Origin of the sequence: Pseudomonas sp. B6002, assembly GCF_013385985.1 — a bacterium.
Lineage (GTDB): Bacteria > Pseudomonadota > Gammaproteobacteria > Pseudomonadales > Pseudomonadaceae > Aquipseudomonas.
This window is the reverse complement of sequence record NZ_JACAOY010000014.1, coordinates 97,262-109,345: the sequence shown is the minus strand read 5'-3', so window position 1 is coordinate 109,345 and position 12,084 is coordinate 97,262. Positions and strand designations below refer to the sequence as shown.

At 63.8% G+C, this 12,084-nt stretch carries 9 protein-coding genes; 1 reads left to right on the top strand and 8 read right to left on the bottom strand.

Annotated elements, in window-relative coordinates; genetic code table 11:
- The first annotated feature begins 96 nt into the window (after nt 1-96).
- Nucleotides 97-1,185, top strand: a complete 1,089-nt coding sequence (locus tag HX792_RS19440) for a 3-deoxy-7-phosphoheptulonate synthase (RefSeq protein WP_176997605.1) — start codon at nt 97-99, stop codon at nt 1,183-1,185.
- Between the two features lie 116 nt (nt 1,186-1,301).
- On the opposite strand, the gene HX792_RS19435 is transcribed toward HX792_RS19440, so the two are convergent.
- The 8 genes from HX792_RS19435 to HX792_RS19400 form a co-directional block, all read right to left on the bottom strand.
- Nucleotides 1,302-2,003, bottom strand: a complete 702-nt coding sequence (locus HX792_RS19435) for an NAD(P)H-dependent oxidoreductase (RefSeq protein WP_176997604.1) — start codon at nt 2,001-2,003, stop codon at nt 1,302-1,304.
- 9 nt (nt 2,004-2,012) lie between these two features.
- On the bottom strand, nt 2,013-3,632 hold the full coding sequence (locus tag HX792_RS19430) for an ABC transporter ATP-binding protein (protein ID WP_176997603.1): 1,620 nt from the start codon (nt 3,630-3,632) through the stop codon (nt 2,013-2,015).
- A gap of 2 nt (nt 3,633-3,634) precedes the next feature.
- Complete coding sequence (locus tag HX792_RS19425) at nt 3,635-4,462, bottom strand: ABC transporter permease (RefSeq protein ID WP_176997602.1); 828 nt, start codon at nt 4,460-4,462, stop codon at nt 3,635-3,637.
- A 3-nt stretch (nt 4,463-4,465) separates the two neighbouring features.
- Nucleotides 4,466-5,425 (bottom strand): ABC transporter permease, encoded by a 960-nt coding sequence (locus tag HX792_RS19420; RefSeq protein WP_176997601.1) that lies wholly within the window; start codon nt 5,423-5,425, stop codon nt 4,466-4,468.
- Between the two features lie 148 nt (nt 5,426-5,573).
- Nucleotides 5,574-7,160 carry an ABC transporter substrate-binding protein gene (locus HX792_RS19415; protein ID WP_176997600.1) on the bottom strand — a complete coding sequence of 529 codons (1,587 nt, stop codon included), beginning with the start codon at nt 7,158-7,160 and terminating at the stop codon, nt 5,574-5,576.
- A 19-nt stretch (nt 7,161-7,179) separates the two neighbouring features.
- Nucleotides 7,180-8,787, bottom strand: coding sequence for a 5-guanidino-2-oxopentanoate decarboxylase (locus HX792_RS19410; protein WP_176997599.1), 1,608 nt, complete (start codon nt 8,785-8,787; stop codon nt 7,180-7,182).
- Complete coding sequence (locus HX792_RS19405; protein ID WP_176997598.1) at nt 8,780-10,885, bottom strand: acetate--CoA ligase family protein; 2,106 nt, start codon at nt 10,883-10,885, stop codon at nt 8,780-8,782. Before HX792_RS19405 ends, HX792_RS19410 begins: the two co-directional genes overlap by 8 nt.
- 18 nt (nt 10,886-10,903) lie before the next feature.
- Nucleotides 10,904-12,064, bottom strand: coding sequence for an acyl-CoA dehydrogenase family protein (locus tag HX792_RS19400; protein ID WP_176997597.1), 1,161 nt, complete (start codon nt 12,062-12,064; stop codon nt 10,904-10,906).
- Between the last annotated feature and the right edge of the window lie 20 nt (nt 12,065-12,084).

Genomic DNA, 12,084 nt, shown 5'->3' with positions numbered 1-12,084 from the left:
AAACCAACACACGTCGCCGATACGGCCAATTGTCGAACACCCCAGTAGGGCCGAGCGTGCGGGAACAGCCCGCCGCTTGCCCAGGAAGCCTTGAATATGAACTCTGCCACCGCCGCTCTGCCTGTTGCCAACCTGTCCAGCGCCAACGAAGCGCTGACCCAACGCCTGCCCAGCTCCCTCGAGCTCAAGCACCAGCTGCCCCTCAGCCCGTTCCTCAATGAACAAGTCCACGCCCATCGCCAAGCCGTGCGCGCCATCCTCAATGGCGAAGATTCACGTTTGCTGGTGATTGTCGGCCCGTGCTCGATCCACGACCCCGAGTCGGCCATGGAATACGCGCGCAACCTGAAGAAACTCGCACTCGACGTCAGCGACCAGATGCTGCTGGTGATCCGCGCCTACGTCGAAAAACCGCGCACCACCGTCGGCTGGAAAGGCCTGGCCTACGACCCGCACCTGGACGGCAGCGACGACATGGCCGCCGGCCTCACGCTGTCGCGCGAACTGATGCGCGAAATGCTGCGCCTGGGCCTGCCGGTGGCCACCGAACTGCTGCAACCCATGGCCGCCGGCTACTTCGACGACCTGCTCAGTTGGGTGGCGATTGGTGCACGCACCACCGAGTCCCAGATCCACCGTGAAATGGCCAGCGGCCTGGGCATGCCCGTGGGCTTCAAGAACGGCACCGATGGCGGCGTCGCGATTGCCTGTGACGCGATGCGCTCGGCATCCCACCCGCACCGCCATTTCGGCGTCGACAGCCAGGGCCACCCGGCGATCATCCAGACCCCGGGCAACCCCGACACCCACCTGGTGCTACGCGGCGGTCACCGTGGGCCGAACTACGACGCCCAGAGCGTGGCCCAAGTGAAACAGGACCTGGCCAAGTCCAAGGTGGCGGCACGGATCATGGTCGACTGCAGCCATGCCAACAGTGGCAAGGACCCGCTGCGTCAGCCGGCGGTTTTCAATGACGTACTGGAGCAACGCCTGCAAGGCGACACTTCGCTCATCGGCATGATGATTGAAAGCCACCTGTTCGAAGGCTGCCAGCCGTTGAGCGCGTCGATGAAATACGGTGTGTCGGTGACCGATGGTTGCCTGGGTTGGGCGGGGACTGAGCAGCTGTTGCGCAGTGCGGCGGAGCGTCTTCGCGCACACAGCACCGAAACCTCTGACATGTGAAGATCAAAAATGTGGGAGCTGGCTTGCCTGCGATAGCGGTACATCAGCTACAGATGCGTAGCCTGACAGGTCGCCATCGCAGGCAAGCCAGCTCCCACATTTGACCCACAGTGAACTCAAGGCCGGGGATACAACGCCTCATCAAACTGCGCCAACTTCGGAAACACCAAGGGCTGCTCATCCGCCAGCCCTTGCAGCCGCTGTTCATACGTCACCAGAAAGTCCCGCCGCGCCTCATCACTGATGTACGGCACATGCCAGGCCACAAACGGCGCCAGCACGTCATAGCCCACATACGCCAGCGTCCCCCGCAGTATCGGGCGCAGCATGTCTTCCAGCGGCCCATGTATCGCACCGTCCCCGAACATATGCTCACGCCCGCCCAGGGTCACCGTGACCAGCGCCCGCTTGCCCGCCAACCCGCCCTGATCGTAAAAGCGCTTGCCGCCATAACACACCCCAGACACCAGCACCCGGTCAATCCAGCCCTTGAGCATCGCCGGCGCCGAGAACCAGAAGATCGGGAAGTTGAGGATCAGCAGGTCCGCCCATAACAGCTTGTCCAGCTCGGCCTGAATATCCGCCGCAATCGACTGCTTTTTCACCCCCAGCCGCTGCTCCAGCGCGTACACCAGGTAGTCAGGGTTTTCCCGCGACGAAAAGTCCGCCGCCGACGCCACCGGGTTCCAGTGCATGGTATACAAGTCGCTGACCTGCACCTCATGCCCCTGGCCTTGCAGCGTGGCAATGGCCTTATCGCGCAGAGCGGCAGTGAATGACTGCGGTTCAGGGTGAGCGTGAACAATCAAAACCTTCATGGGAGTTCCTCAAACAGTGTGGGCCGCCCGTTGGGCCAGCAGGTGGTCGAGCCAGTCGGGGTCCATTTCCGGCTCCGATGAGAACAGCAGGCCGGTGTAGTCCTGGTACGGCGGGGTGAAAATCGCACTGCGGCTGCCGTGGTCCACCACCCTGCCCCGCTGCATCACCACCACCTCGTCGGCGATGGCGCGCACGGTGGCGACGTCATGGGTGATAAACAGGTAGGCCACGCCGAGTTGCTGCTGGATCCGGTTAAGCAGCTTCAACACGCCTTCGGCTACCAACTGATCAAGGGCCGAGGTGACTTCGTCGCAGATGATCAGTTGCGGGTCAGCCGCCAGGGCGCGGGCGATGCAGATGCGTTGCTTCTGCCCACCGGACAACTCCCGTGGCTGACGCTCCATGAACACCGCCGGGTCCAGCTCGATCATCTCCAGCAGCTCGGCTACACGAGCACGCATGGCCTTGCCCTTGAGCCCCAGGTAAAACGTGAGCGGGCGGCCGATGATGTCGACGATGCGCTGGCGCGGGTTCAGCGCGGTATCCGGGATCTGGTAGATCATCTGGATGCGCCGCAGCTGCTCCTTGCTACGCCGCCGAAAATCCACCGGCAGCGCCTCGCCGTCGTACACCACCTGCCCCGCCGTGGCCGGCAACAAACCGGTGATCAACCGCGCCGTGGAGCTTTTGCCGCTGCCGGACTCGCCGATCACCGCCAGGGTCTGGCCGCGATACAGCTTCATCGACACCTCATGCAGCACCGGCTGATGCCCATAACTGGCGCACGCCTGGCGCACCTCCAGCAACGGCACCTGCTGCGTCGGGCAGGCCTTGGGCTCAGTGCGGAAACTGCGCACCGCCCACAGCGACTTGGTGTAATCCTCTTGCGGCTGGCTGAGCATGCTACGGGTGTCGGCTTCCTCCACCAGCTTGCCGTGGCGCAACACCATGATGCGGTCGGCCATCTGCGCCACCACCGCCAGGTCATGGCTGATGTACAGCGCGGCGCTGCCGAAAGTTTTCACCGCATCGCGGATCGCCGCCAACACTTCGATCTGGGTGGTGACATCGAGGGCCGTGGTGGGTTCGTCGAAGATGATCAGGTCCGGGTGACAGGCCATGGCCATCGCCGTCATCACCCGTTGCAACTGCCCGCCCGAGACTTGATGGGGGTAACGCTGGCCAATGGTTTCCGGGTTGGGCAGGCGCAGCACGCGATACAATTCCACCGCCTCGCGTTCAGCCTGGGCACGGCTGATGCCGCCATTGATCACCGCGGTTTCCACATGCTGGTCGATCAGCCGATGGGCCGGGTTGAACGACGCCGCCGCGCTCTGCGCCACATAGGCGATGCGCAGGCCGCGCAGCTTGCGCAGGGTTTCAGGCTTGGCCTGCAGCAGCTCGATGCCATCAAAACACACCGAGCCACCGGTGATGCGGCAGCCATCCCGCGCATAGCCCATCGCGGCTAGGCCAAGGGTGGACTTGCCCGCCCCCGACTCACCGATCAACCCCAACACCTCACCACGCTGCAAGGTCAGGTCGATGCCCTTGATCAGCGGGTGCCATGCGTCTTCGTAATGCCCTTCGACCTGCAGGTTGCGGATTTCCAGCAATGGCGTGTCCATCCTCAACACTCCTTCAGGCCGCTGGATTTATGCAGCATCCAGTCGACGACGAAATTCACACTCACCGTGATCAATGCCACGGCCAGCGCCGGGAGCAACGGGCTGATGTCGCCGAAGGTAATCAGCACCGCGTTGTCACGTACCATGCTGCCCCAGTCGGCGGTCGGCGGTTGAATGCCCAGGCCGAGGAATGACAGCGCACTGATAAACAGAAAGACAAAGCAGAAGCGCAGGCCGAATTCGGCAATCAACGGCGCGGCCGCATTGGGCAACACCTCGCGGGTGACCAGCCACCACAGGCCCTCGCCGCGCAGGCGGGCGGCCTCGACGAAGTCCTGCACCACCACGGTCATCGCCACGGCACGGGACAGGCGAAACACCCGCGTCGAATCCAGCAAGGCAATCACCAGCACTAACGAGGTGGCGTTGGTGCCGACCACGCTGAGGATCAACAGCGCGAAAATCAGCTGCGGGATCGCCATCAGCACGTCCACCACCCGCGACAGGCCCTGGTCGATCCAGCCACCTTTGATGGCCGCTACCAGGCCACTCAAGCCCCCCAGCAAAAACGCGAGGGTGGTGGTCAGAAAAGCGATGCCCAAGGTGTTGCGCGCGCCGTAAACCAGGCGGCTGAACATGTCGCGCCCCAGGTTATCGGTGCCCAGCAGGAACTGGCCGCTCCAGGGCGCGAAGCCCTCACCCACCACCTGGGTTTCACCATAGGGCGCGAGCAATGGCGCAAACACCGCCACCACGATGTACATCACAATGATCAGCAGGCCGAACTTGGCGCTCAATGGCGCCCGTGCCACTTGGCTCAACAGACTCATGGTCTACCCCTTCGGATGCATCAGGCGTGGGTTGCTGGCGATGGACAACACGTCCGCCCCGGTATTGAGCAGGATGTAAGTCGCGGCAAAGATCAGGCTGCACGCCTGTACCACCGGGATGTCGCGCTTGGACACCGAGTCCACCAGCAACTGGCCCAGGCCCGGGTAGACGAACACCACTTCGACCACCACCACCCCCACCACCAGGTACGCCAGGTTCAGCGCGATCACGTTGACGATGGGCGCCAGCGCGTTGGGCAAGGCGTGCTTCCAGATAATCCGCGACTGGCTGATGCCCTTCAGGCGCGCCATCTCGATGTACGGGCTGGCCAGCAGGTTGATCAGCGAAGCACGGGTCATGCGCATCATCTGCGCGATCACCACCAGGCTCAGGGTGGCAACCGGCAACACCGAGCGTTCCAGGATCGTGCCCAGGGTGGCGTCCGGCGCCAGGTTGGACAGGCTGGGGAACCAGCCGAGTTTCACCGAGAACACCAGGATCAGCAGGTAGGCGACAAAGAACTCCGGGAACGACACCGCGCTGAGCGCCGAGGTATTGAGCAGGCGGTCGAACCAGCTGTTGCGGTACAGCGCCGCCAGCATGCCCAGCACCAGCGCGGTGGGCACCGAGACCAACGCCGCCAGCGCGGCCAGGCTCAAGGTGTTGCCCAGGCGCGCGCCGATCAAATCGGCGATGGGTCGCTGATTGGCCAGCGAAGCACCCAGGTCGCCGTGCAACAGACGCAGCAGCCATTGCGCAAAACGCGTGAGTGGCGGCAGGTCCAGGCCCAACTGCGCCCGAAACGCCGCCACGGTTTCCGGCGTGGCGGACTGGCCGAGCATGGCCTGGGCGATGTCACCGGGCAGCATGCCCACGGCGAGAAAGATGATCACCGAGACGGCGAACAATGAGAGCAGGCCGAGGGCCAGGCGTTGGAGGACCAGTTTCAACAAGCTATTCATCGTGCGATTCCTTGACTGGGCACACGTTCAAAAACACCACCGCTACCTGTAGGAGCTGGCTTGCCAGCGATAGGGCCAGTGGCATCTCTGGCACTCTCAAGGCAGCCATCGCCGGCAAGCCGGCTCCTACAGGTGTTCGTCGTTGAACTCAGGCCTGCCACCACCGCTCAATCAGGCGCAGCCCATCCAACTCACCATACGGCGCGGTCTGCGCGCCATGGGCCACGCGGTTCGAACGTGCCGCCACGGAGCTGGCAAACAACGGCACAATCGCGCCGCCGTCGTCCCGGCACAGGGTCTGCATTTCGTTGTACATCTCCTGGCGCAGCGGGGCGTTCATCTCACCACGCGCAGCGGTGAGCAATTGGTTGAAGCGCGGGTTGTCCCAATGGGTTTCATTCCACGCCGCGCCCTTGGCGTAGCCGATGCTGAACATACGGTCGGCGGTCAGGCTGCTGTACCAGAACGAGGTGGTGAACGGTTGCTTCATCCACACATTGGAGAAGAACCCATCGGCCGGCTCGCGCACCACGTCGATATCAATACCGGCCTGACGCGCCTGCTCCTTGAACAACACCGAGGCATCTACCGCGCCGGTGTAGGCCGCATCGGACGCTTGCAGGCGCACCTTGAGCGATTCCACGCCGGCCTTGCGCAGGTAGAAGCGCGACTTGTCCGGGTCGTAGGTGCGCTGCTCCAACGCCGCATTAATGAAGCGGCTGCCGGGCTGGATCGGGTGATCGTTGCCCACCAGGCCATAGCCGTACAGCACCGACGCCAGCAAGCTTTCGCGGTTGATCGCATGCTTCATCGCCATGCGGATATCGTTGTTCTTGAACTCGTTGCTGTCGCACAACATCGGGAAGGTGTAGTGCTGGGCGCCTTTGGTTTCCTCGATCACCAGATTGGGGTTGCGCTTGAGCAGCGCCACGGTCTTCAGGTCGACCTTGTTGATCACGTCCACTTGCCCGGTGACCAACGCGTTGACCCGTGCCGCGCCGTCGGCAATGGCCAACAGCTCGGCGCTGGCGAAGTGTGCGCGGTCCGGTTTCCAGTAGTCGGGGTTGCGCTCCAGGTCCATGCGCACGCCGGGCTCGAAGCTCTTCAGGCGATACCCGCTGGTGCCCATACCGGCTTGCCAGTCGGCCACGCCGTCCTTGGCGGGCATGATCACCAGGTGGTAATCGGCGACCACATAGGCAAAGTCGGCGTTGCCCGAATGCAGCTCGAACACCACCGTGTCGTTGCCCTTGGCGCTGACGCTGGCGACATCGCCGAGCACGGTCTTGGCCGCCGAGGTGGAGTCTTTGCTCAGGTGGTGATTGATCGACACCACCACGTCTTCGGCGGTCAGGCTTTTGCCGTTATGGAACGTCACGCCCTGGCGCAGGGTGAAGGTCCACACCCGCGCATCCGGGGTGGACTCGAACCGCTCGGCCAGCTCAGGGATGGCGGTGCCGTCGACGGCAATTTCAGTCAGCGTGTTGTACACCGCCGAGAAGCCGACGAAGGTGAAGGTATCGACCCAGGAGCCGGGGTCGCGAGAGTCGGTGGTGCTGCCCCCGGCCAGGCCCAGGCGCAGCACGCCACCGGGCTTGGGGGTGGCATCAGCGGCAAAAGCCGGCAACGGCAAGCCCATGGAGAACGCAGCAGCCACTGCACCGGCCACGGCGCTGTGCTTGAGGAAATCCCGTCGGTGCATCGCTTGAGTCATTTTGTTGTTGTTTTCGCTCATGGTCTTGTTCCTCTAAAGGTCAACAGGCATAGGCATGTTTCAGCTCGATCAAGGTCACGCCATTGCGTTTGAAACCATTGCGCAAATCCGTCTGCAATTCATCCAGGTTGTGTGGCTGGTTCACGGTGCAGCCGAACGCCTGGGCGAACAGCGCAAAATCCGGGTTACGCGGCAACACGCCGATGGGTTCGATGTCGAGGTTCAGCATGTCATCGCGAATCTGGCCCAAGGCGTCGTTGTTCCACAGCAGCACCACCAGCGGGCTGTCCAGTTCTTCGACGGCGGTGGCCAATTCCTGGGCGGTGTAGAGAAAACCACCATCGCCCACCAGCACCAGGCCCGGCCGCTGCGGCGCGCCGAACTTGGCGCCGATGCCGGCCGGCAAACCATAGCCGAGGGTGCCGTAGCCCGTGGGGTGCAACCAGCTGCGTGGCGCACGGCTCTGGTAGGCGTAGTTGCCGGTGTAGGCCAGTTGGGTCATGTCGCTGCTGATGAAGGCGTTGGCCGGCAGTTCGGCCGCGATGCGGTCGAGGATGGCCTGGTGAATCGACTGCAACGGGCCATGCCCAAGCTCGACGGCCTGGAGCAGTGCCGCGACTTTTTCAACCGCCTCGGCGGGGTCACGCAATGCCGTCGGCAAATGCTCCAGCAACGCCTGCACCGTTTGCTGGGCATCGCCGCGCAACGCCACCGCGCAGGGATAGAAATCATTGAACTTGCGCGGGTCGATATCCACCCGCAACAGCTCGCCGGTGAGCGGTAAGCGCTCGCGCCAGTAATCGGTGTCGGCCATTTCCGTGCCGACCGCCAGCACCACATCTGCCTCGCTGATCAGTTGCCAGCCGGGTTCCACGCAGAGGGTCGAACCGGCATTCAGCGGGTCATTGATCGGCAACAGGCCCTTGCCCGCCACGCTGGTGAAAAACGGCGCGGCCAATTGTGTGCTCAAACGCTGCAAGGCTTCACCGGCGGCCAGCGCGCCGCCACCGGCTATGATCATCGGCCGCTTGGCCGCCGCGAGCTTGGCCACTGCCAACTCCAGCGCGTCAACCGACGGCAAACCACGCCCCGGGCGACGGACCACCTCGCTGCTCCAGTCGCGCTTGATCGGCGCTGCCAACACATCCAGCGGCACCGAGATGTGCACCGGGCGCGGCCGTTCGCTGTCGAACACCGCATAGGCCCGGGCGACCAGTTCAGGTAAATCTTCGGCGCTCAACGCCACCGCCGAAAATGCGGTGATCGGTGCCGTGATCGCCCGCTGGTCCTGGGTTTCATGCAGAATGCCCCACCCCTTGCCGAGGCTGGCGGTGCTGTTGACGCTGGAGATCACCAGCATCGGAATCGAATCGGCATAGGCCTGGCCGATGGCCGTGGCCGCATTGGTCACGCCGGGGCCGGTGATCACGAAGCACACCCCCGGCTTGCCGCTGACCCGCGCATAGCCGTCGGCCATGAAGCCGGCGCCTTGTTCGTGGCGCGTGAGCACATGGCGAATGCCACTGCCAGGCAGGCCCCGGTACAGCTCCAGGGTGTGAACTCCGGGAATGCCGAAGACCGTGTCGACGCCGTAGTTGGCCAGCAACCGTACCAAGGCCTGGCCGCCCGTCATCGTCTTATCAAACATGTTCACCTCCCAGGCGGATCAACGCATCGACCGCCGTGGCGCCGTGGGCGCTGACCAGCAGTGGGTTCACATCCAGCTCCAGCAAGCGCCCGGCGTTGGCACAGGCGTAATCGGCCACCGCACGGATCGCTGCGACCACGCTTTCCATGTCCGCCCTGTCTCGCCCGCGAAAGCCTTGCAGCAGGGTCGCACTGCGCAGGCTGAGCACGGCGTTGCGGATTGCATCATCGGTGGTGGGCAGCAACAGGCTGCGACTGTCCTTGAGCAGTTCCACAAGGATGCCGCCCGCGCCGATAACCAGGGCCAGGCCGAAATCGTTTTCACGCTTGATGCCCACGATCAGCTCGGCCAACGGTGGTGTGGCCATGGACTCCAGCAGCAACTGGTCAAACACCACCGTCGGTGCATACGCGGCGATGTGCTCACGCATCAGCGACAGCGCCGTGGTCAGCGCGACGCCGTCCTTGAGGTTGAGCGCCACGGCGCCCGCTTCGGTCTTATGCGGCAAATCTGCACTGACCGCCTTGAGCACCAGCGGGTAACCCAGCAACTCGGCATCGCCCACGGCCCGCCCCGGTGTGCTCAATACCCCGGCTGGCGTGGCCAGGCCAAAGGCGCGCAGGGCTTGCTTGGACGCCCACTCATCCAGCGCCAGTCCGTGGCCATCCAGTGCTTGCGGGCAGAGCGGCTCAAGGATCGATTCGCCGCGCGCCAGCAAGGTACGGCGGGTGGTTTGATATGCCGCAATCCGCCCCCAGGCCGCGAGTGCATCCTCGACCCCTTGCAGTGCCGCAATGCCCTCGGCATGCAAGCGCTGGCGGGCATGGGGCGGCAACAGTTCAGGAAACGCCGAGGTGACAAACCCGGTCTTGCCATGGCGGCCCAGGGCGTCGCAAAACAGATCCAGCAACAGGTCGCATTCCTTGCGCTCGCCGGTGAATTCAGCTGGGTAATCCAGCACCAGCATGGCCGCGTCGGCGTCGGTGCGCAGCGCTGTGTCGAGCATGGCGTTGAGGGCTTCACGGTCGCCCCAGATGGCGGTGGTGAAGTCCAGCGGGTTGACAAGGTTGGCGTAGCTGGGCAGCACCTGAGCCAGTTCGCCGCGCTGGTCTTCGTCGAGTTTTGGCAGGGTAAGCTGGTTGCGCTCGGCGTAGTCGGCAATCAGCCCGGCATCGCCACCGGAGCAGGCCAGTGCGATCAGGCTATGACCCGCAGGCAGGTTGCCGCACGCGGCGGCCTTGAGGGTCTCGACAAAACTCACCGGCCCGCTCACGCGAATCACCCCCAGCCGCGCAAACAGGCTGTCATACAGCGCATCGGAGCCGGACAACGAACTGGTATGACTCAAAGCCAGCTCGGCACCAATCTGCGACACGCCGGTTTTCAACGCGATGATCGGGATACCTTTTTCCAGCGCCTTGTGCGCCGCACGGGCAAAGCCCGGCACATTTTTCAAGCCTTCCAGATGCAGGCCGATGGCAGTGACACGCGGCTCATCGAGCAACACGTCCATCAATTCGGCAACACCCAGCTGCGCCTGGTTGCCCACCGACGCCATGTAGGCAACTGGCAACGAGCGGTCGCTCATGGACAGGTTATAGGCGAAGTTGCCGCTCTGGGTCAGCACCGCCACGCCCTTCTCCACCGCCTTGCCGCCGTGGGCCACCGGCCACAGCGCCGAGCTGTGCAGGTAGTCGAGCAGGCCGTAGCAGTTGGGGCCGAGCAAGGCCATGTCGCCCGCAGCGGCTAACAGCTGTTGCTGCAGGGCCGCGCCGCTGGCCCCCGTTTCGGCAAACCCGGAGGCGTAGCAGATGGCGCCGCCGGTGCCGATGGCGGCCAGCTCGGCGACGCAGGTCAGTGTCAGTTCACGGTTGGTAGCGATAAACACCGCATCCGGGCCGCAAGGCAAATCGGCAACCCGGCGCACACAGGGGATGCCGTCAAGGCTGTCGTGCTGCGGGTTGACCAGCCACATCGGCCCGTCAAAACCACCGTCGGCGCAGCGCTTGAGTGCGCGGGCCATGCTGCGCCCACCGACGAACGCCAGGTGCCGGGGCGCCAGCAGGCGCTTGAGGTTGTCGCGAATAGCCTGGGACATAAGCGTTCTCCGCGCCGATCAGCGCAACATTGGTCGCAACAGTTCGCGGGCGATGATATGGCGCTGGATTTCCGAAGTGCCTTCCCAGATCCGTTCGATCCGCGCGTTGCGCCAAATGCGCTCCACCGGCCCTTCGTCCATCAAGCCCATACCGCCAAAAATCTGCACGGCTTCATCGGCGACCTTGCCCAGGGTTTCACTGGCAAACAGCTTGGCCATGCCGGCTTCGCCGTCGGTCATGTTGCCCTGGTCCATTTTCCAGGCGGTGTGCAGGGTCAACAGCTCGGCGGCGCGGATTTGCGTGGCCATGTCGGCCAGCTTGAAACTCACACCCTGATAGGTGCCGATCGGCTGGCCGAATTGCTTGCGATCAGCCGCCCATTGCAGCGACACATCCAGCGCCCGCTGGGCCTGGCCGACACAGTTGGCGGCGACCATCACACGGCCGGCCGTGAGCCAGGCATTGGCCACGTCCCAGCCCTTGCCCACTTCGCCCAGCACCTTTGACGCGGGTACGCGGCAGTCGTCGAAGAACATTTCATAGGTGTGGTAGCCACGGTTGCTCACGCACTTGGGGCCACGGCGGATGGTCATGCCCGGCGTGCCGCGATCCACCAGGAACGAAGTCACGGCATTGCGCTGCCGGCCGTTGTGCTCGTAGGTGTCGGTGACCGCGAACACGATAGCGAAATCGGCGTGCCCGGCATGGCTGATAAAGTGCTTGCTGCCGTTGATCACAAAGTCATCACCACTGCGCACCGCACGGGTCTTGATGGCGTTGGCGTCAGAGCCGGCCCCCGGTTCGGTGAGGGCAAAGCAGTCGATTTTCTCGCCCCGAATGCACGGCAACAAGTAGTCCTCGATCTGCGCGCCGGTGCAGGCCATGAGGATCTTGGAGGGGCGCGCAACGAACACATGCAGCGCCCACGACACCTTCGACAACTCGCGTTCGATCAAGGTCTGGGACAGGTAGTCGAGGCCCCCGCCACCCACCTCTTCCGGCATGTTGAAGGCATAGAAACCGGCAGCAATCGCCTTGTCGCGGATCTGTGCGGCCAGCGCTGGCGAGACCTCGTCGGCACGGTCCACGGCCTCCTCATGGGGCAGCAGTTCCTTGGCGACAAAACTGCGTACCGCGTCCACCAACATGTCTTGTTCTTGGCTGAGTTGGAAATTCATGGCGCTACCTGTTCGGAGGT